The organism is Streptomyces sp. NPDC040432 (genome assembly GCF_055595445.1).
The window spans coordinates 96,964-116,673 of sequence record NZ_JBVIVP010000022.1 but is presented as its reverse complement, the minus strand read 5'-3'; the positions used below and the strand labels follow the sequence as shown (position 1 = coordinate 116,673).

The 19,710-nt window shown below is 72.3% G+C and carries 16 protein-coding genes; 11 read left to right on the top strand and 5 right to left on the bottom strand.

The window, feature by feature from the left end:
- The first annotated feature begins 92 nt into the window (after positions 1-92).
- Positions 93-308: an MbtH family protein gene (locus ACZ58N_RS31650; protein ID WP_471166854.1), complete on the top strand. Its 216-nt coding sequence runs from the start codon at positions 93-95 to the stop codon at positions 306-308.
- Between the two features lie 108 nt (positions 309-416).
- Here the strand turns inward: ACZ58N_RS31650 and ACZ58N_RS31645 are convergent, their stop codons facing one another.
- Together ACZ58N_RS31645 and ACZ58N_RS31640 are read right to left on the bottom strand one after the other, a co-directional pair.
- Positions 417-2,312, bottom strand: a complete 1,896-nt coding sequence (locus tag ACZ58N_RS31645; protein ID WP_471166851.1) for an AfsR/SARP family transcriptional regulator — start codon at positions 2,310-2,312, stop codon at positions 417-419.
- A gap of 332 nt (positions 2,313-2,644) precedes the next feature.
- Entirely contained in the window at positions 2,645-5,095 is a 2,451-nt protein-coding gene (locus ACZ58N_RS31640) for an HAD-IC family P-type ATPase (protein ID WP_471166848.1), read from the bottom strand.
- A gap of 412 nt (positions 5,096-5,507) precedes the next feature.
- On the opposite strand from ACZ58N_RS31640, the gene ACZ58N_RS31635 reads away from it, so the two are divergent.
- The 5 genes from ACZ58N_RS31635 (at position 5,508) to ACZ58N_RS31615 (ending at position 10,415) form a co-directional block, all read left to right on the top strand.
- Positions 5,508-6,548: a class I SAM-dependent methyltransferase gene (locus ACZ58N_RS31635; RefSeq protein WP_471166845.1), complete on the top strand. Its 1,041-nt coding sequence runs from the start codon at positions 5,508-5,510 to the stop codon at positions 6,546-6,548.
- Between the two features lie 115 nt (positions 6,549-6,663).
- Entirely contained in the window at positions 6,664-7,887 is a 1,224-nt protein-coding gene (locus ACZ58N_RS31630) for a serine hydrolase domain-containing protein (RefSeq protein WP_471166842.1), read from the top strand.
- A gap of 79 nt (positions 7,888-7,966) precedes the next feature.
- Entirely contained in the window at positions 7,967-8,470 is a 504-nt protein-coding gene (locus tag ACZ58N_RS31625) for a GNAT family N-acetyltransferase (protein WP_471166839.1), read from the top strand.
- Positions 8,471-8,533: 63 nt separating this feature from the next.
- On the top strand, positions 8,534-9,052 hold the full coding sequence (locus tag ACZ58N_RS31620) for a SigE family RNA polymerase sigma factor (protein WP_471166836.1): 519 nt from the start codon (positions 8,534-8,536) through the stop codon (positions 9,050-9,052).
- Positions 9,053-9,164: 112 nt separating this feature from the next.
- Positions 9,165-10,415 (top strand): hypothetical protein, encoded by a 1,251-nt coding sequence (locus ACZ58N_RS31615; RefSeq protein WP_471166833.1) that lies wholly within the window; start codon positions 9,165-9,167, stop codon positions 10,413-10,415.
- A 52-nt stretch (positions 10,416-10,467) separates the two neighbouring features.
- On the opposite strand, the gene ACZ58N_RS31610 is transcribed toward ACZ58N_RS31615, so the two are convergent.
- On the bottom strand, positions 10,468-12,147 hold the full coding sequence (locus ACZ58N_RS31610) for a bifunctional 3'-5' exonuclease/DNA polymerase (RefSeq protein WP_471166830.1): 1,680 nt from the start codon (positions 12,145-12,147) through the stop codon (positions 10,468-10,470).
- A gap of 122 nt (positions 12,148-12,269) precedes the next feature.
- Between ACZ58N_RS31610 and ACZ58N_RS31605 the strand changes: the two genes are divergently transcribed.
- Entirely contained in the window at positions 12,270-13,511 is a 1,242-nt protein-coding gene (locus ACZ58N_RS31605) for a DUF2786 domain-containing protein (RefSeq protein WP_471166827.1), read from the top strand.
- 11 nt (positions 13,512-13,522) lie between these two features.
- Here ACZ58N_RS31605 and tatA read toward each other — a convergent pair whose 3' ends face one another.
- The gene (gene tatA / locus ACZ58N_RS31600) at positions 13,523-13,705 is read right to left on the bottom strand and encodes a Sec-independent protein translocase subunit TatA (RefSeq protein ID WP_471166824.1); all 183 of its coding nucleotides are present in this window, start codon (positions 13,703-13,705) and stop codon (positions 13,523-13,525) included.
- A gap of 145 nt (positions 13,706-13,850) precedes the next feature.
- Here tatA and ACZ58N_RS31595 point away from each other — a divergent pair, with 145 nt between their 5' ends.
- Together ACZ58N_RS31595 and ACZ58N_RS31590 are read left to right on the top strand one after the other, a co-directional pair.
- Positions 13,851-15,896 carry an FUSC family protein gene (locus tag ACZ58N_RS31595; RefSeq protein ID WP_471166821.1) on the top strand — a complete coding sequence of 682 codons (2,046 nt, stop codon included), beginning with the start codon at positions 13,851-13,853 and terminating at the stop codon, positions 15,894-15,896.
- A gap of 107 nt (positions 15,897-16,003) precedes the next feature.
- Entirely contained in the window at positions 16,004-16,249 is a 246-nt protein-coding gene (locus tag ACZ58N_RS31590; protein ID WP_281210229.1) for a DUF397 domain-containing protein, read from the top strand.
- 134 nt (positions 16,250-16,383) lie between these two features.
- Here the strand turns inward: ACZ58N_RS31590 and ACZ58N_RS31585 are convergent, their stop codons facing one another.
- Complete coding sequence (locus tag ACZ58N_RS31585; protein ID WP_385581923.1) at positions 16,384-16,869, bottom strand: ATP-binding protein; 486 nt, start codon at positions 16,867-16,869, stop codon at positions 16,384-16,386.
- A 362-nt stretch (positions 16,870-17,231) separates the two neighbouring features.
- Here ACZ58N_RS31585 and ACZ58N_RS31580 point away from each other — a divergent pair, with 362 nt between their 5' ends.
- Positions 17,232-18,110, top strand: a complete 879-nt coding sequence (locus ACZ58N_RS31580) for a helix-turn-helix domain-containing protein (RefSeq protein WP_389709924.1) — start codon at positions 17,232-17,234, stop codon at positions 18,108-18,110.
- Positions 18,111-18,199: 89 nt separating this feature from the next.
- Positions 18,200-19,657 (top strand): aldehyde dehydrogenase family protein, encoded by a 1,458-nt coding sequence (locus ACZ58N_RS31575; RefSeq protein WP_471166815.1) that lies wholly within the window; start codon positions 18,200-18,202, stop codon positions 19,655-19,657.
- The last annotated feature ends 53 nt before the right edge of the window (positions 19,658-19,710 follow it).

Genomic DNA, 19,710 nt, shown 5'->3' with positions numbered 1-19,710 from the left:
AGGGTCGTGACGCTGGCCATCTGGCCACCCGGCCGTCCGGCGCGGGTGGTGCCGGCGCAACCGCCATCCGACGTTCCCGGAAGGAATCCGACGTGACCAATCCGTTCGAAGACGCCGACGGCCGCTACCTGGTGCTGGTCAACGACGAGGGACAGCACTCTCTGTGGCCGTCGTTCGTCGACGTGCCGGCCGGATGGACGGCCGCCTTCGGTGAGTCCGACCGGCAGTCCTGCCTGGACTACGTGGAGAAGAACTGGACCGACATGCGCCCCAAGAGCCTCGTCGACGCGATGAGCGTCGAGGGCTGACCGGGCCGGCCCGCGCGGCCGGCGACACCCCGGGTGCGGCCCCTCCGTCAGGGAGGGGCCGCACCCGTACGGCGCCGGGGGCCGCCCCGCCCGTCGGCCGGGCGGGGGTCAGAACACCAGGTCCGCGGTGCGCGGGGCGGCTGCGCGGGAGTGGACCGCGTGCAGCCGGATCAACTCCTGCCAGCGGTAGGACATCGCGCCCCACGGGGTCCGCCCCACCGGCTCCAGGAGCTGCGCGTCCACCAGGATCTCGATCAGGTCCTCCGCGTCCGCCGGTCCCGTGGACAGCACCGACGCGGCCTGCGGCACGGTGAACTCGCCGCCGTCCAGACCGCTCAGCCGCTGGTAGGCGCAGGCCGCCTCGGGCTGGAGTTCCGCCACGCTGTCGTCGAGCCGGGCCCGCAGGGAGTCCTCCCCGATGCTCAGCTCGTCCAGGCAGTCCGCGGACTTCTCCAGGCGCCGTACGAGGTCGCTGACGTGCCAGTGCTGCTTGGTCAGCAGTTTGGCCGCGGCGGCGCGCAGCGCGAGCGGCATGTGGCCGCAGAGCTCGCCCAGTCGCCCCGCGGCCTCCGGGGACTCCTCGGCCCGGCGGTCGCGCAGCACGGCGGAGAGCAGTTGTCGGGACTCCCCGGGCGACAGCGGCCCGATCCGCAGCACCAGGGCGCTGTGCGCCTGCAGCAGCTCGTCCAGGCTCGCGCGCCCCGTGATCAGCGTGCAGCTCCCGCCGCCGCCGGGCAGCAGGGGGCGCACCTGCGCGTAGGAGGTGGCGTGGTCGAGGAGCACGAGCACCCGCTTGCCGTCCAGCCGGGCCCGGTACAGCCGGGCCGCCTCCTCGACGTCCGACGGCAGTGGGCCCGTCGCACCCAACTGCCGGAGGAAGCCGTGCAGTACGGCAGGGGTGCCCTGGCGCAGGTCCGCGAACAGGAGGCCGTCGGGGAACCGGTCGGCGGACCGGCGCGCCCAGTGGACGGCGAGGCCGGACTTGCCGATGCCGGGGCTGCCGGTGAGGTGGGCGATCGGCGCGCCGCCGCGGGCGGCGGCGGTCAGCAGGACGTCGTCCATGACGGAACGCTCGCGTTCGTGCCCGGTGAAGAGCGGGTCCTCCTCGGGCAGCCGGGGGGCCGGGGGTTGTTCCGGCTTCGCGGGGGCGGCCGGGAAGCCGGGGACGGCGGGCCGGGGCAGTTCGTCCCGCAGGATGGAGTCGTGGAGCATCTGCAGCTCCACGCTCAGTTCCAGGCCGATCTCCTCGATGGAATGCCGAGTGCCCTCGCGGAAGGTGTTCAGGGCCTCGGCCCGGCGTCCCGCACGGTATTGGGCGAGCATCAGATAGAAACGCAGACGGTCGCGCAACGGATTCGTACTCACCAGTACGCGGAGTTCTCCCAGTAAGGCGTGGTGTTCGCCGAGCTGGAGGCGCAGCGCCATGTGCTGCTCCACGGCCAGGAGGCGTTGTTCGTCGAGCCGGGTCGCCTCGCTCTCGACGAATTGCGCGTACACCCCGCCGAGGGCCGGTCCGCGCCAGAGCGACAGGGCCTCCCGCAGCGCCCCCTCCGCCTCGGTGTGCCGCGATTCGGCCGCCCAACCGGTGGACCGGTGCACGAGTTGCTCGAAACGCAGGGAGTCGAGCGTGTGCCCGCTCAGGCTCAGCATGTATCCGGGCGGGGCGGTGACGATGGTCTCCCGTTCGCAGCCCGCGGCCCGGAAGGCCTTGCGCAGCGCGGCGATGCAGATGGCGACCTGGGTGCGGGCGGTGCTGGGGGGCCGCCCGTCCCACACCTTCTCGATCAGCGAGTCGAAGGACACGACCCGGTTGGGCGAGAGCAGGAGCACCGAGAGCACGGCCCGCTGTCGCGGTCCGCCGAGCGGGAGGCTCCGTCCGTCCAGCAGCACTTCGAGGGGACCGAGGGTCCTGAACTCCAGTACGGCATCGGGTACCGGCCCGGACGTGTTTCGGGCCTGCCGTCTACTTTGCTCGAAATCTGCTATTTCCTGCTCTGCTGCCATGGTGTCGTGACCCCCGTCATTGATGACACGCTTGTGAATCTTGTTCGTGGGAAATCGCCGCGGTGGAATATGCCCGGCTGATCGAAGTTCCGCTTCGGCGGTGGATAGGTTGTGGGGTGTCGCCCCTGCCTTCGGTAAGGATACGGAACTGTCGTGCCCTCACCGCTTGACTCTCGATGGGGCCGGAGTTGTTTTCCGATCGCGCGGTGGAATTATCCCGCGTTGTCGGCGCTTTATTCCGGTTGTCGAGATGAAAAGGGCGAAAGGGACGCCCGGCGGGTGCCGGACGTCCCTTTCGCGTGGGCGGAACGGGGGATTGCCGCCCGGTGGGCTCAACCGTCGATGAGACGGCGACGACTACGAGCCCACACGAATTCGAGCACCAGGCCGGCGACCGCGGCCGCGGCCACCGCCGCTCCCGGTGCGGAGGTGCCGATCAGCTCCAGTTGGAAGAACTCCTGGAGGTACGGGACCACCAGGACGACCGCGAACGACGTCGCCATGGTCAGTACCAGCAGGACGCGCCACCAGGTGTACGGACGGGCCACGATGGCCAGTGCCCACAGGGCCGTCAGGAACAGCGTGAGCGTCGCCGCCGAGGTCTCCGCGTCCAGGTCGTCCGCGTACACCGACCGCGCGTACAGGTAGGACACGGAGGTCGCGAGGGCGGCCAACGCCCCCGCCGGCACGGCGAACCACAGGACCCGGCCCACGAAGTGCGGTCGCGCCCGCTCGGTGTTGGGGGCCAGCGCCAGGAAGAAGGCCGGGATCCCGATGGTCAGCGACCCGATGAGGGTGATGTGCCGCGGCAGGAACGGGTAGGGCACCTGCGCGATGACGACGACCAGGGCCATCAGCACCGAGTACATGGTCTTGGTGAGGAACAGGTTGGTGACGCGCTCGATGTTGCCGATGACCCGACGGCCCTCCGCGACCACCGAGGGCAGCGACGCGAAGCTGTTGTTGAGCAGCACGATCTGGGCCACGGCCCGGGTCGCGGGACTGCCCGCGCCCATGGCCACGCCGATGTCGGCGTCCTTGAGCGCGAGCACGTCGTTGACCCCGTCGCCCGTCATCGCCACCGTGTGGCCGCGCGATTGCAGGGCCAGCACCATGTCCCGCTTTTGCTGCGGACCGACCCGGCCGAAGACCGAGTGCTTCTCGACGGCGTCGGCGAGCGCCTTCGGGTCGTCGGGGAGGTCGCGGGCGTCCACCGGGTCGTCGGCGCCGGGCAGGTTCAGGCTCCGGGCGACGGCCCCGACGGACAGCGCGTTGTCACCCGAGATGACCTTGACCGCGACGCCCTGCTCGGCGAAGTACCGCAGCGTGGCGGGCGCCTCCTCGCGGACGCGCTGCCTGATCACGACGAGCGCGCAGGGCACCGCGCTCCCGGGGACGGCCGACGGATCGTCCTGCAACGCGCCGAGCGGCCGTGAGGACCGGGCCAGCAACAGCACGCGCAGGCCCAGCGAGCCGTGGGAGTCGGCCGTGGCGAGCACCGGATGCCCGGCGGGAAGCATCGTGTCGGGGGCTCCGAGGAGCCAGGAGTCCTCCTCGCCCGAGGGACGGACGAAGGTCGCGCCGCTCCAGCGGCGGGCCGAGGAGAACGGGGCGTTCGCGCGCCGCTCCCAGCCCCCGGGCGCCGGGTGGGAGTCGATGATGGCCTGCATGCTGGCGTTCGGGCGTTCGTCGGCCGCGCCCAGCGCGCCCAGCACCTCCTCGACGGGCAGTCCCGGCTCCAGCCGGATCACCCGGTCGACGTCCATGGCCGTCTCGGTGAGCGTCCCGGTCTTGTCCAGGCAGACCACGTCCACCCGGGCGAGCCCCTCGATGGCGGGCAGTTCCTGGACCAGTGCCTTGCGCTTGCCCAGACGTACGACACCCACCGCGAAGGCCAGCGAGGTCAGCAGGACCAGGCCCTCCGGCACCATGGGCACCAGACCGCCCACCATGCGACGGATCGCCTCGGGCACGTCGTCGTCGTTCACCATCAGCTGGGTGATGATCAGCGCGATGCCCGCGGGGACGATCGCGAAGGTGACGAACTTCAGGATCCGGTCGATCCCGTTGCGCAGTTCCGAATTGACCAGGGTGAACCGCCTCGCCTCGTCGGCGAGTTGCGAGGCGTACGCCTCGCGGCCGACGCGGGTGGCGGTGAAGGCGCCGGTACCGGCGACGACGAAGCTGCCGGACATCACCGTGTCGCCGGGCCGTTTGAGGACCGGGTCGGCCTCGCCCGTCAGGAGCGACTCGTCGACCTCCAGGCCGTCGGCCGCGATGACCGTGCCGTCGACGACGACCTTGTCGCCCGGACCCAGCTCGATCGTGTCGTCGATCACGACCTCGGAGGAGCCGATCGTGACGCGCTTGCCGTCCCGCCGGACCCGCGGCCGGCTCTCACCGACGATGGCGAGCTGGTCCAGGGTCCGCTTGGCGCGCACCTCCTGGATGATGCCGATCATCGTGTTGGCGAGGATGACCCCGCCGAACAGGCCGTCCTGGACCGGGCCGACGACCATGACGATGCCGAACAGCACACCGATGATCGCGTTGATCCGGGTGAACAGGTTGGCCCGCACGATCTCGCCGATGCTGCGGCTCGACTGGGCGGGCACGTCGTTGACCCGGCCGTCGGCGACCCGCTCGGCCACCTCGGCCGACGTCAGCCCGACGAGCTCCCCGGTCCGCGGCACGCCCTGCGCGGGAACGGCGGCACCGGCGGCACCGCCGACACCGATGACCTCGGAGTCGGCTCCTTCGAGCCCTTCCAACCGTCTCTTCATCCTCCGGTGCCCTCCGTGCTCGTCACTCCGCGGTGCCGTTCGCCGTGCACCCCGACGGTAGGAGGTCCTCCCCGGTGGTCACCAGGCACGAAGGACGTCCTTCTGAATTGACTTTCGACAGGGTCGGACGCCGCTCGTGGCAGGGTCCGCCCGGGGCCGCGACGGGCGGCGTGCCGGTGCCGTACACCGGCAAGGGCCGATTGTGGGCCGGTCCGGCCTGTGCGCGACCGGAGTCCGACTTGAGCGGCGCCCGATGCGGCACCGGACGCCGGAGCGAACCCGGCCGGAGGCCCCGCGCGGCCACGGACCGCGGAAAACGGATGGATACCCGAGGGAAAGAGCCCGCTCCTAGCGTCGGCGACGCATCCCACCCGACCGACCCATGCACCCCGACGCGGAGGAGCCCCACCCCATGCAGACCACGACGAGCGGGTACCTCGTGCGCGGGAACGACCTCCGCGGCCAGGTCGACGAACTGGACCGGCTGCACCCGGACCTGCACGCCGTGACCGACCCCGGTCGGCTCGCCGCCTTCGAGGCGGAGCTGCGCGACGGACCCGTCCGGCACGACGACTTCGGGGCCGACGCGCGCAAGAGCCGGGGCACCGAGTACGTCCAGGCCCAGACGCTGAACCCGCGGGCCCGTGCCACCGGCATCCGGAACCTGCTGGCGCTGGCGGGCACCGCGCGGCCCGCGCCCGGCACCGCGCGTCCGGTGCTCGTCGACCTCCTCGGTGGCGACGGACTCGTCCGGAAGGTCTGCGAGGAACTGGGCATCGGCGACTTCAACATCCTGACCTGCGACGCCTCCGAGCACATGGTGGAGTCGGCCTGGGCCGCCGGAATGCCGGCGCTGCTCCAGCGCGCCGAACGGCCGCTGCTGCGGGACGCGTCGGTCGACGCGGTGCTCCTGGCGTACGGTTCGCACCACGTGGACCCCTCGGCGCGCCAGGAGTTGACCTCCGAGGCCTTCCGCGTGCTCCGGCCCGGCGGGACGTTCATCCTGCACGACTTCCTCGTCGGCTCGCCCGTCGACGTCTGGTTCGAGCAGGTCACCGACCCGTACTCGGCCACCGGGCACAAGTTCGCGCACTTCACCCGGGACGAGATCGAGGGCTACCTGGAGCAGGCGGGCTTCGACACGTACGAGGTGCTGGAGATCGACGACCCGTACACCGCGGTCGGTGCCACCCCGGAGGCCGCGGAGATCGAGATCGGCCGCTACCTCCTCAACATGTACGGACTGGTCAAGGTCTTCGAGGGGCGCACCGAGGAGGAGGCCTACCGGTGGGTGACCGACACCGCGAAGGCGATCTTCCGGTACCCCGCGGGTCCGGACGGGTCGTCCGGCGTGAGCGAGCTGGTGCGGGAGGAGGCCACCGGCCTGTGGCGCCTGACCGTTCCGCGCCGCGCGGTCGTCGGCGTCGGACGCACCGCCCCCGCCGCGGGCTGAGTCCGTAGCCCGCTCCCGCCCGGGCGCCGGCCCGCCTCCGGTCGCACCGGGCCGGGGCCCGGGGCTAGCGTGGAGGGACCGGGGGGCCTGGTGTTGTGCGGGCAGGAGGCCGGCCATGAGGACACGACGGTGGCGCAGTACCGCGGTGGGAGCGTCCGTGGCGGCTCTGATGGTGGTGCCCCTGGGGGCCGGAGCGGGCGCGGGGTACGCCGCGGACGGCGCCGCCCCGCCGGTCGTCGCCGCCGCACCGGCCGCGGACGACTTCCCGCAGCTCACGCCCGCCCTGGCGGCGCGGTTGGACGCGGCGGTGAAGAAGGTCCTCGCGGACGCCGCGGTGCCCGGGGTGATGGTGGCGCTGTCGGCGCCGGGCAAGGGCGAGTACGTACGGGCCTTCGGGGTCGCGGACAAGGCGACCGGGGCACCCATGACCACCGGCCTGAACATGCGGATCGGCAGCGAGACGAAGACGTTCACGGTGACGGCCCTGCTGCAATTGGTCGACCAGGGCCGGGTGAAGCTCGACGACCCGATTGGCAAGTACGTCGCCGGGGTGCCCAACGGTGACCGGATCACCCTGCGCGAGCTCGCCGGGATGCGCAGCGGGCTGTTCAACTACTCGGAGGACGAGGCCTTCTTCAAGGCCCTGACCAGCGACCCCCGGCGCGAGTTCACCCCGCAGGAGCTGCTCGGGTACTCGTTCCGGAACCCGGTGGTGTTCCAGCCCGGCGCGCGGTTCCAGTACTGCAACACCAACCTGATCCTGCTCGGGCTGGTGATCGAGAAGGTGACCGGGCGCCCGCTCGCGGAGTACATCAACAAGGGCGTCGTCGCCGAGGCCGGGCTGAAGCGGACGCTGTTCCCGGTCGGCGCGGAGTTCCCGGAGCCGCACGCCCACGGCTACACCGACCAGACGGCCTCGGGGAAGACGGCCGACGCCACCGACTGGAACCCCTCGTGGGGGTGGGCGGCCGGCGCGATGATCTCCGACCTCGGTGACATGAGGAGCTGGGCGAAGACCCTGGCCACCGGCACCCTGCTCACCCCCGGCACCCAGGCCCAGCGGCTGAAGGTGACGCCGGCCGGCAACCTCCCCGACACGGGCTACGGCCTGGGCATCTTCAACGTCGACGGCTGGATCGGCCACAACGGATCGCTGCCCGGCTACGAATCGCTGACCGTCTACCTGCCCGAGGCGCAGGCCACCCTGGTCGTCCTGCTCAACACCGACGTGTCGTACCGGGGCAGCGAGCCCAGTTCGCTGTTCGGCGAGGCGATCACGAACATCGTGACCCCGGAGCACCTCTTCAGGCTGCCCGCCCAGCCCGTCACCGCGCGGTGACGGCCCGGGGCCGGTGCGAGGCCCCGAAGGTCCGCCCGCGCACAATGGGGCCTCGGCACGTGCGGACCAGGGAGTTGTCATGCGGGAGCAGTCGGCGGCGGGACACGAGGGCGAGCAGGACGCGGACGGAGCGGCGGTGGCGCTGCGCGTCGCGGCGGAAGGGGACCTCGACGTGGCGGCGGAACTCTTCCGCGGCTACCTCGACTTCTACGAGGTGAAGGTCGAGGACCCCGCCGGCCCGCGCGCGTTCCTCGCGGAGCGGATCGCGAAGGACGAGTCCCTCGTCCTGCTCGCCGAGGTCCCCGGGGTCGGCACGGTCGGCTTCGCGCAGGTCTACCGCGCCTTCTCCTCGCTCACCCTGAGCACCGCGTGGATCCTCAACGACCTGTACGTGGCCCCCGCCGGTCGCCGCACCGGCGCGGGTCGGGCGCTGCTGCGCGACGTGGTGCGCCGGGCGCGGGAGGCCGGGGTGGCCGGGGTGCAGTTGGAGACGGCGTACGACAACCTCGTCGCCCAAGGGCTGTACGAGTCCGAGGGGTTCGTCCGCGAGGAGTTCCACGTCTACTTCCACGATCTGGGCTGACCGGTGAAACATTCCTCCGCCGCCGTCGCGTCAATGGGGTGAGACGGACGCGAGGGGGAGTGCATGCGGCAGGGTCGAAGAGACGGGTTCCGTGAGTTCGCGGCGGGCCGGTCGGGGCATCTGTACCGATCGGCCTGTCTGCTGGCGAGCGGGGACACCCATCTCGCCGAGGACCTGGTGCAGGAGACCCTGGGGCGGATGTACCTGCGGTGGGGGCGGATCTCCCGCATCGACAATCCGGCGGCCTACGCGCAGACGGTGCTGGTCCGGGCCTTCCTCACCCATCAGCGGCGCCGCTCGGCGGGGGAGCGTCCCGTCGGTGACTTCCCCGAGCCGGGCGGTCACCGGGCCGACGGCGCCGGTGACCCGGTGCTGCGCCTGACGTTGCTGGAGGCGCTCGGCCGGCTCCCGCCCAAGGACCGGGCGGTGCTGGTGCTGCGGTACTGGGAGGACCGGAGCGTCGAGGAGACCGCCGACGCGATGAGCGTCAGTTCGGCGGCGGTGCGGACCCGGTCGTCCCGGGCGCTCGCCCGACTGCGGGACCAACTGGGCGCGACCCTGGCGGAGTTCGCGAGTCACTGACCGCGGAACCCGTTTCCCCGTTCCCCCCTTCCTGCTTCCTGCTTCCCGTGCCCCGTCGCCCTGTCCGTCCCGTCGCCCACCCCCACCCCAAGAGCGGAAGGTCTCATTCCTCATGCCCTTCGAAGATGAGCTCGGCGAAGCCCTCCGCAGCGCGGGCGCCGGATTCACCCCGGACTCCCGAGCCCTGGTGGACGCCGGTGAGCGGCGCGGTCGGCGGCTCGTGGCCCGGCGCCGGGCCGGAGTCGTCGGCGGATCCACGCTGGCCCTGGCCCTCGTCGCGACGGCCGGCGCCTGGACCACCGGCCTCCTCGACCGCGGCGCCGGCGGCGGGGCCGCCGCGGCGCCCCCGGCGCCGAGGGTCACCGCCCCGGCCGGCGCCGGCTCCCGGGCCGGCAGCGGCGCCATCGCGGGTGAGCAACTGGTCACGATACTCAAGGAGTTGACGGTTCCGTTCGCCGTGTCCGACACCGAGGCCCGGGGCACCGGTGACGAGGCGGGGCCGTACGTCCGGGGCGTGATCGACGACGGCAAGGGCAGGGGGAGCCTCGGCCTCGGCCTCACCCGCATCGACCCGGCCGGCGCGATGGCCCGCGAGATGACGACCTGCCCCACCGAGAAGGCGGTCAAGAACCTCGACTCATGCGTCGAGGAGAAACTGCCCGACGGCTCGCGGCTGCTCCTCATCCAGTCGTACGTCTACGACGACGAGCGCAAGGACGCCAAGGACTGGCGGGCCACGCTGGTCACCCCGCAGGGGTTCCTCGTCGACGCGTCGGAGGTCAACGCTCCCACCGAGAAGGACTCCGAGGTCACCCGGCCCGACCCGGTGCTGACGATGGCCCGGATGAAAACCCTCGTGCTCTCCACCGCGTGGCACCCGGCCCTGAACGACCTTCCGGCGGCGCCCCCGGAGGGGAAGCCCGGCGACCCGCGGCCGGGCGGCGACGAACTGCTCACCAGGGACGCCCTCGGCATCCTGCTGCGCAAGCCGCAGATCAACGTCGTGGACCGGGGCGGCGAGGGCGGCTACGGCTACGCGGTCCTCGACGACGGCAAGGGCCGATCGATGGTCGAGCTCGTCGTCGAGCGGTTGAAGGACCGCAAGACCTTCCCCGAGGACTCCGTCACCCGGCCCGACGGAATCGTCATGAAGGTGACGCAGCAGCCCGCGGACCGGGACGGGTCCGGCGTCGTCCGCTGGACGGTGGACACCCTGCGCCCCGACGGGAGGCGCCTGACGGTCTCCGGGTACAACGCGCCCCGACAGAGCGGGACCCCGAGCCGCCCGACCCCGGCGCTCACCCTGGACCAACTGAAGGGAATCGTCCTGGACGAGGCCTGGAACGGCCCCCTGAAGAGCTGACCGGAGCAAGCGCGCAAGGGAGCGGGGTGGCGGCGGACCCGGGCCGCGCCGGCTACTTCGCGTCGGCGTAGCACTCCACGACCGCCGTGGTGAACGGGAAGCGGACCGGGGTGTCGCCGAAGGCGATCCGGCCCGCCCGGTCCCCGGCCGCGCGGATCGCCTCCGCGACCGCGTCGGCCTCCTCGGCGGGGCAGTGCACGATCACCTCGTCGTGCTGGAAGAACACCAGCTCGGCCCGCATCCCGACGGTCGCCTGGCGCAGCGCCGCGAGCAGCAGCAGCGCCCAGTCGGCGGCGCTGCCCTGCACCACGAAGTTGCGGGTGAACCGGCCGCGGGCCCGGGCGTTGGTGGAGGCGTGGCTCGGGGTCCAACCGTCCTCACGGTCCTGAGGAACCCCCGCCTCGCCGTCGTCGTCGGCCGCTGCGGCGGGCGGCGGGCAGGTGCGGCCCAGCCAGGTTCGTACGAGCCGCCCCTCCTCCCCGGCGCGGGCGGCGTCGTCGACGTAGGCCACGGCGCGGGGGAAGCGGCGGCGCAGCGCGGCCAGGTTCTTCAGGCCGTCGCCGGAGGTCTGGCCGTAGACGGCGCCGAGGACGGCCAGCTTGGCCATCTCCCGGTCGCCGGAGAAGCCCTGGCGGGAGATGGCCGTGTAGAGGTCCTCGGGGCGCCCGGCCACGTCCATGAAGGCCGGGTCGCGGGAGATCGCGGCGAGGATCCGCGGCTCCATCTGGTCGGCGTCGGCGACGACGAGCCGCCAGCCGGGGTCGGCGACGACGGCCCGACGGATCACCTTGGGGATCTGCAACGCCCCGCCGCCGTTGGTCACCCAGCGGCCGGTGAGGGTGCCGCCGGGCACGAACTCGGGTCGGAACCGGCCGTCGTGGACCCAGTCGGCGAGCCAGGACCAGCCGTGCGCGGTGTGGATCCGGTACAGCTTCTTGTACGCGATCAGCGGCTCCACGGCCGGGTGGTCCAGCTCCTGGATCTCCCAGCGGCGGGTGGACTTCAGCTTGATCCCGGCCTCGGCGAACGCCTTGATCACGTCGGCGGGAAGGTCCGGGCGCACCCGGCGCCCGAACGCGGCGGACACCTCGTCGGCGAGTTCGGCCAGCCTGCGGGGCTCGCCGCGCCCGGCGTAGCGCTCGCCGAGCAGCTCGGTCAGCAGGGCGCGGTGCACATCGGTCCGCCAGGGCAGGCCCGCGCGGTGCATCTCGGCGGCGATGAGGAAGGCGGCGGACTCGGCCGCGACGAGCAGCCGCATCCGGTCGGGGTGGGCGGTGGCGGCGAGGCGCCGCTCCTGTTCGGCGTGGACCGCGAGCAGGGCGTCGAGGGGGACCGGGACGATGGGCCGCGGTTCGAAGAGGGAGTCCTGGGTGCCCGGTTCCGCGGCGCGCTGCGGCGGATCGGGCGGTACGGGTCCGCCGGTGAGGCGGGCCAGGGCGGCGGCGGCCGAACGGGGTGCGCCGGACCGTCCCTCGTGCCCGAGGAGCAGCAGTTCGGCGTCCTCGATGTCGTGGCACCGCTCGACGCGGACACCGGCGGCGAGGAGACGGGGGTACACGGCGGCGGTGGAACGCCACACCCAGCGGGTGCCCGGCGGAGCGGCCCGGATCGCCTCCGCGGGGTCGCGCACGCTGATCCGGGCCCCGACCGCGGGGGCCACGGGTGCGGCGTGCCACCAGCCGTCACCGTGCTCGGACTCGGCGAGGGCCCACCGGCCGACTTGGTCGCTCACGGGTGCGATTCTCCCACCGGGGTCCGACACCCCGCCCCCGCCACGGCGACCGGACCGGCGGTACCAGGCCGGTCCGACGGCCGCCGAGTACACCGCCGGGGCGGACATGCCAAGCTGAGGGGGTGAGTGAGTTCGCCGAGACCGTCGACCGTGCCTTTGCCGCCGCCCTCCACGCCCAGGACGACGCGGGCCTGGACACGGGAGCCTCGCTGCTCGCCGCCGCCCCCGGTGGCTGGGGCGGGACGGGGCGGGAGTTGCTGGCGCGCGGGGAGGCGTACGTACGACGGGCCTGGGAGCGGGGCTGGCGGCCGGCGGACGTGCTGCGGTTGGTGCGGCGCGACCTGGAGGACCTCCACCTGGCGATCACCTGCGACGTGATCGCCGCCGAGGCCCGCCGCTACCCGCGGCTCCCGGAGCGCTGGACCGACGCCGAGGTGTGGTGGGCACGGCCCGGCGCCGGCCCGGAGGGCGACCGCGATGGTGACGTCGGGTACGCGGAGCAGCTCGCGCGGCGTGCGAAGGCGGACCGGTTCACGCTGGCCACGGCCTTCCTGGAGGTCTTCCGGCTGCTGGTCCGGCTGCCGTCGATCGAACCGGTGGGACCGCTGCCGGGGGATCCGGTCGACGCGCTCGCGGGGCACGCGCACATCGAGCCGCGCATGCTGGGCCGGATCCGTGCCCTGCTCGCGAAGGCCGAGGCGACGACCTATCCCGAGGAGGCGGAGGCGCTCAGCGCCAAGGCCCAGGAACTGATGGCCCGCCACACGGTCGACGAGGCGCTGCTGGCCGTGCGCGGCGGGGCCCCGGCGCAGGTCCCGGCGGCCTGCCGGATCGGGGTCGAGCCGCCGTACGAGGAGGCCAAGGCGGTGCTCCTCGACGCGGTGGCCGGCGCCAACCGCTGCCGGGCGGTGTGGAACAGCGCCTTCGAGTTCTCCACGGTGGTCGGCTTCGAGAGCGACCTGGAGGCGGTGGAACTGCTCCACACCTCGCTGTTGGTGCAGGGCACGGCGGCGATGACGCGGGCCGAGGCCGCGCAGCGCGCCGGTGGCCGCAAACGGACCAAGACCTTCCGGCAGTCGTTCCTGCTCGCCTACGCCAGCCGGCTGGGTCGCCGGCTCGCCGAGACCGCCGAGCACGCGACCGCCGAGGCGGCCGGTGAACACGCGGGCGGGCAGGCCCCGGACCGGCTGCCCGCGCTGGTGGCCCGCGACGTCGCCGTCACCTCACGGGCCGAGGAGATGTTCCCCCGGACCACGACGACCCGGCTGCGCGGTGCCACGGACCACGCGGGCTGGGAGGACGGCACGGCGGCCGCCGACGCCGCGCACGTGGGCCGCCGTCGGCGCCCCCTGCCGAAGCGCTGACGAAGCCCCGATCAGACGTCCCGGCCGGTACCGGGGGAGTCCTGCGACCGCAGCTCGCGCGTCTCCGCCTTCAGGATGCGGACCGACCGACCCAGCGACCGGGCCATGTCGGGAAGCTTCTTCGAGCCGAACACCAGCAGGCACACCACCAGGACGACGATGAGGTGCCAGGGCTCGACGGCGTTGCGGAGCATGGGCGTTCCACCTTTCGGATGATCCGGAAATCCTTCCGGACATCGGCCCCATGGAACCGGTCCCGCCGCCCCCTGACAAATCTGAAGAAGTCCTGAAAACCGGCGAAACGTCGATCGGGGATCGATCGAGGTTAGTGTCGTTGCCATGAGCTGGCTCCGGGCCCTGAAGGACACCGCACGCTCGGGCATGACGGTCACCCGGACCCCGCTGGAACCCCTCATCGCGCTGCGGGCGGCCGTGGGACTCGCGATCGTCATCGGCGCCGGCCTCGCCCTCCTCGGGCCCGGCGCCGCCGCCAGTTCCGCGTTCGGCGCCTTCATGGCCGCCATCGCCACCTTCCAGCAGAGCTGGCGTCCGCGCCCGGCCCTGGCCCTCGCCTCCGGACTGACGCTGGCCGTCTCCACGTTCGTCGGCTACCTGGTCGGCGCGTCGCAGACCGGCCTGTTCCTCCTGCTGCTCGCGCTCTGGGCCTTCGCGGCGGGCATGCTGTGGGCCGCCGGGCCGACCGCGGGGATCATCGCCTCCGGCAACGTCGCGATCATGCTGGTCACCGTGACCCTGCCGACCTCCGTCCCGCAGGCCGCCGGGCACGCGGCGATGATCGCCGCGGGCGGGGTGGTGCAGGCGCTGCTGATCGTGCTCTTCCCGGTCCGCCGCTGGGGCGCCCACCGCGACGCGCTGGCCGACGCGCTCGCCGCCGAGGCCGACTACGCCCGCCGACTGCGCCACGACCCCGTCGCCCCCTTCGACCCGCAGCCCCTGATGAAGGCCCGGGCCGCGGCGACCGTCACCGTCCGCCAGGCCCGCCGGCGCCCAGCCGAACTGCACGGGGCGCGCGGGCTCGCCGAGCGGATCCGCCCCGTGCTGGCCTCGCTGGCAGACCCGGCCGTCGGGGCGCCCGCCGAGGGCCCGGCCCGGGACCGGGTGCGGGAACTGCTCGCCGCCGCCGCGGTCGTACTGGACTGCGCCGCGCGGGCGATCAGGCAGGGCGAGCCCGTACGGTTGCCCGCGCCCGAACTGGCCGTGCTCAAGGCACCCGACCTCGCGGAGCTGCTCGACGGGGCGCCGCTGCGGGCCGCCCGCAGGCTCGCCGCGCTGCTGGACGACGTACTGGAGACGGCCGCACCCGGCTCCGGGCGCACCGCCGACCCCGGCGAGGCGATGCTCCGGCCCACCCTGCCGCGGATGGTGCCCCACGTGCTGAAGGCCGTACGGGCCGAGCTGCGCCCGGGATCGCCCGTGCTGCGGCACGCCGTGCGGGTGACGGTCGTGGCCTGCGCCGGGTACCTCATCGGGGGCGCGCTGCCGTTCGGGCACGGCTACTGGGCGCCGATGGCCTCGGTGATGGTCATGCGGCCGGACTTCTCCCAGACCTGGTCCCGGGCCGTGGCCCGGTTCGGCGGCACCCTGGTCGGGGTCGGCGCGGCCACCGCGATCGTGCAGGTGGCGCAGCCGGGGATGTACCTGTCCGGTCTCCTCGCGGTGGTCAGCGCGGGCCTGATGTACGTCCTGATGCGCACCGGGTACGCCGTCGCCCAGACCTTCGTCTCCGCCTACGTCGTCTTCCTGCTCGGGATGGGCGGCGTCCGATGGGACCAGACCGTGCCGGACCGGATCGCCCTGACCCTGGTGGGCGGGATCCTCGCCATGGTCGGGTACGCCCTCTACCCGGCCTGGGAGACGCCTCGGCTGCGGACCCGGCTCGCCGACTGGCTCGCCGCCGTCGGGCGGTACGCGGCGGCCGTGCTCGGGCAGTACGCCGATCCGGCCGGGGCCCGGCGCGCCGACGTCCGGGAGGCCCTGCTGGAAACCCGTGACGCCCGCATCGCCTGGCAGGAGGCGCTGGACCGGGCCGAGGGGGAGCCGGTGCGCCACCGGGGGCTGTCCCGGGCGGCGGCCGACGGGGCGGCGGACGCGGTGGCCGCCCTCGGCCGCAACGCCATGCTGCTGGAGGCGCACCTCCCGGACCGGGCCCACGCCCCCGTTCCCGGCGCCGCCGAGCTCGCCGAGGCGCTGCGCGCGGCGACGGAGGCCGGGGCGCGGGCGGTCCGGGAGCGGCGGGTCCCCGAGTGGGACGGCGTCCGGAGCCTGCTGGCCGACTGGAACGCCCCGGAATCAGGTGTTCTGCGGGGAGCGGCCGAGCAGTTGCTGGACTCGCTGGACGAGGTCGCGGAGGCTCTTCGCCCCTGACAGTGATCGATTCGGTACCGCGCGTGCACGTGCATCTGCCCATGCATGCGCTAATGAACACAGCTATGATCCGGTGGAGTTGACATCTGCACTATCGGGGGCTTCCTGTGGACCACGCGTACAACGGGATGGCAGCTGCAGAACTCGCTTCCATGTACGAGCTGACCTGGCAGAAGAGCCGACACAGCAACTCGCAGGGTTCTTGCGTGGAGTTCGCCAGACTGCCCGGCGGCGACGTCGCCATGCGCAATTCGCGCTTCCCGGACGGGCCGGCGCTCGTGTACACGCCGGCCGAGATAGAGGCCCTGCTCCTGGGCGTCAAGGACGGCGAATTCGATCACTTGATCGGCTGACGGAACAGCGCATCGATTCACGCCATGCACGTGCACTGGCCGGGACTGATCCAAACGATCAACCCCGGCCAGTGGCCCCCGTGAATGTCCCGATCCCGCACCCCGCGCGCACGGGTCCCGCCGAACCGTGCGCGTCAGTCCTGGAGCAGGAACAGCGCCCAGACGACCTTGCCGGTCAGCCGGCCCGCGAGCGGGTGCCAGCCCCAGCTGTCGCTGTACGCGTCCACCAGGAACAGCCCCCGCCCCGACTCCAGGTCGCAGTTCTCGTCGGTCCGCTCCGGCACGAACGATCCGCCGGGCCGGTCCTCGCTGGGGTCGCGCACCGCGCACACGAGGCGGGTGCTCCACCGCATCAGGTGCAGCCGCACCGCGGGCTCGGGCTCGCCCGACGGCCGTGCGTCGTCGGGCAGCGCGTGCCGCAGTGCGTTGGTGACGAGTTCGGAGACGACGAGGGAGACGTCGTCGAAGCGGTCGTCGAGGCCCCATTGGGACAGCGTGGACCGGGTGAACGAACGCGCGCCGCGCACCGCGTCGAAGCGGGCGGGCAGACCGCATGACGCGGATCCGGAGACAGCCGTGGGGTCGACCGGGGGCAGCCCCTGCCGTAACGGCTCCAGCATGGTCGATCCATTCGTCCCCATGCGAGGCACTCCCGGGATTCGCGGACGAAGCGGCGGCTCTGTCCATGGAGAACTGCGGGGTGGGTCCAGCGCGCCGGCGCGAAGTGCACGCAGGTGCGCGGCACCATCGTTCCGAATGCCGAAGCCGGATGCAAGGGCAGATGCACGTGCACGCGCCCGCTCCGTCCCCTCCCGTGACGGTTCTTGCTCATTTCTTCCTACGCATACTTACGGACTTCTTTTCCGGGGCGCAGGATTCCGTTACAGAACGAGTACGGGCCGATGCGTTTTGGTGGCAGACTGCGGCACCGGGGTACGGGGGCCCCGCCGAGCACGCGCACGCCAACGCGCACGCCATTGCGATGGGGAGGGCAGGACCAGTGACCGCAGAAGCAAGCGGTTCTGTGGTGCGACGCATCCTCCTGGGCTCTCAGCTCAGGCGACTCCGAGAATCCCGCGGCATCACCCGTGAGGCGGCCGGCTACTCGATCCGCGCATCCGAATCGAAGATCAGCCGCTTGGAGTTGGGAAGGGTGAGCTTCAAGGCCAGGGACGTCGAAGACCTCCTCACGCTCTACGGAGTGACGGACGACGCCGAGCGCGAGTCCCTGCTGGGGTTGGTCCGGGAGGCCAACGCCACCGGCTGGTGGCACAGCTACGGCGACGTGCTCCCCGGGTGGTTCCAGACGTACATCGGCCTGGAGGGCGCCGCCTCGCTCATCCGGATCTACGAAGTCCAGTTCGTCCACGGGCTCCTGCAGACCGAGGCCTACGCCCATGCCGTCGTCAGCCGGGGCATGCCGGGCGCGAGCGCCGCCGAGATCGACCGCCGCGTCGCGCTGCGCCTGGAGCGCCAGAAGGTCCTGGTCTCCGAGAACGCCCCCATCTTCCACGCCGTGCTCGACGAGGCCGCGCTGCGCCGCCCGTACGGCGACCGCGACGTGATGCGCGGCCAATTGGAACATCTGATCGAAATCAGTCAGCGGCCGAACGTGCAGCTCCAGGTGATGCCGTTCTCCTTCGGCGGCCACGCGGGCGAGAGCGGGGCCTTCACCCTGCTGCGCTTCCCCGAGTCGGACCTCCAGGACATCGTCTATCTGGAACAGCTCACCAGCGCCCTCTACCTGGACAAAGAAGAGGAAGTGGCGCAGTACGCGCGGGCCATGCGCAGGCTCCAGGCCGATTGCCCGGATCCCGATCGGACCCGCGATCTCCTGCGAGGACTGCTCCAACTGTCTTGATCCGCACGTACTATGACGTCTGATCAGTGTATGACGACCGACCGGTCTCCGGTGCAGCGCAAGGGTGCGCGCTCGCAGTAAGGGATGGCATGTCCATATTCACCGACCTTGCTCACCAGTACATAGACGGCGAATGGCTGGCCGGCACCGGTTCGTGGGACATCATCGACGTCAACCCGTACAACGGGGAGAAGCTCGCCGCCATCACGGTGGCCACGGTCGAGCAGGTCCACCGGGCCTACCGCGCGGCCGAGCGGGCGCAGAAGGAATGGGCGGCCACCAGCCCGTACGCGAGACGCGCGGTCCTGGAACGCGCCCTGCGCATCACGGAGGAACGCCAGAAGGAATTCGTCGAGGCGATGATCGACGAGCTCGGCGGGACCCGCCCCAAGGCCGAGTACGAGGTCCACCTCGCGATGGAGTTCCTGCGCGAGGCGATCCAACTGGCGGTCCGCCCCGAGGCCCGCGTCCTGCCCTCGCTGGTGCAGGGCAAGGAGAACCGGGTCCAGCGCCTCCCCGTCGGGGTCGTCGCGGTGATCAGCCCCTTCAACTTCCCGCTCCTGGTGACCCTGAAGTCGGTCGCCCCGGCCCTGGCCCTGGGCAACGCGGTGGTCATCAAGCCCAACCAGAACGCCCCGGTGTCCGGCGGCGGGATCATCGCCAAGATCTTCGAGGAGGCGGGCCTGCCCGCCGGCCTGTTGAACGTCCTGGTCACGGACATCGCCGAAATAGGCGACGCGATCCTGACCCACCCCGTCCCCAAGGTGATCTCCTTCGCCGGCTCCGACCGCACCGGCCGGCACGTCGGGGCCGTCGCCGCCAGGCACTTCAAGCGGACGGTCCTCGAACTCAGCGGCAACAGCGCCCTGGTCGTCCTCGACGACGCCGACCTCGACTACGCGGTCGACGCGGCCGTCTTCAGCCGCTTCGTCTTCCAGGGCCAGGTCTGCATGGCCGCCAACCGGATCCTCGTCGACGCCTCCGTGGCCGAGGAGTTCACCGAGCGGTTCACCGCCCGGGTGCGCGCCCTGAAGACCGGCGACCCGCGCGAGGCCGACACCCACATCGGTCCCCTCATCAACTCCTTCCAGGCCGACGCCCTGACCGCGCTCGTGGACCGGGCCGTGGAATCCGGGGCACGGGCACTCGTACGGGGGTCTACGCGCGGCAACCTGGTCGAGCCGACCGTACTGGCCGGGCTCCCGGAGGATTCCCCGCTGCTCACCCAGGAGATCTTCGGCCCCGTCGCGCTGCTGGTCGTCTTCGACGGCGAGGACGAGGCGGTGCGCCTGGCCAACGCCACCCCGTACGGGCTCAGCGGGGCCGTGCACACCCGGAACGTGGAGCGCGGGGTCCGGTTCGCCGGCCGCATCGAGACCGGGATGATCCACGTCAACGACTCGACGATCGGCGACGAGCCCCTCACCGCGTTCGGCGGGGAGAAGGACTCGGGCCTGGGCCGGCTGGGCGGAGAGGCCACCGTGGAGGCCTTCACGACCCAGAAGTGGATCTCCGTCCAGCACGGTCGTACCCGGTTCCCGTTCTAGGTCGCCGGTCGCGGCCCCCTACACTCGGCCGGGCGTACGGCTCGCGTCCGGGG

What these genes read in the sequence shown, in the direction of transcription:
- ACZ58N_RS31645 (WP_471166851.1), bottom strand. Translation starts at nt 2,312, where the DNA reads ATGGCAGCAGAGCAGGAAATAGCAGATTTCGAGCAAAGTAGACGGCAG.
- ACZ58N_RS31640 (WP_471166848.1), bottom strand. Translation starts at nt 5,095, where the DNA reads ATGAAGAGACGGTTGGAAGGGCTCGAAGGAGCCGACTCCGAGGTCATC.
- ACZ58N_RS31635 (WP_471166845.1), top strand. Translation starts at nt 5,508, where the DNA reads ATGCAGACCACGACGAGCGGGTACCTCGTGCGCGGGAACGACCTCCGC.
- ACZ58N_RS31630 (WP_471166842.1), top strand. Translation starts at nt 6,664, where the DNA reads ATGAGGACACGACGGTGGCGCAGTACCGCGGTGGGAGCGTCCGTGGCG.
- ACZ58N_RS31625 (WP_471166839.1), top strand. Translation starts at nt 7,967, where the DNA reads ATGCGGGAGCAGTCGGCGGCGGGACACGAGGGCGAGCAGGACGCGGAC.
- ACZ58N_RS31620 (WP_471166836.1), top strand. Translation starts at nt 8,534, where the DNA reads ATGCGGCAGGGTCGAAGAGACGGGTTCCGTGAGTTCGCGGCGGGCCGG.
- ACZ58N_RS31615 (WP_471166833.1), top strand. Translation starts at nt 9,165, where the DNA reads ATGCCCTTCGAAGATGAGCTCGGCGAAGCCCTCCGCAGCGCGGGCGCC.
- tatA (WP_471166824.1), bottom strand. Translation starts at nt 13,705, where the DNA reads ATGCTCCGCAACGCCGTCGAGCCCTGGCACCTCATCGTCGTCCTGGTG.
- ACZ58N_RS31595 (WP_471166821.1), top strand. Translation starts at nt 13,851, where the DNA reads ATGAGCTGGCTCCGGGCCCTGAAGGACACCGCACGCTCGGGCATGACG.
- ACZ58N_RS31585 (WP_385581923.1), bottom strand. Translation starts at nt 16,869, where the DNA reads ATGCTGGAGCCGTTACGGCAGGGGCTGCCCCCGGTCGACCCCACGGCT.
- ACZ58N_RS31580 (WP_389709924.1), top strand. Translation starts at nt 17,232, where the DNA reads ATGGGGAGGGCAGGACCAGTGACCGCAGAAGCAAGCGGTTCTGTGGTG.
- ACZ58N_RS31575 (WP_471166815.1), top strand. Translation starts at nt 18,200, where the DNA reads ATGTCCATATTCACCGACCTTGCTCACCAGTACATAGACGGCGAATGG.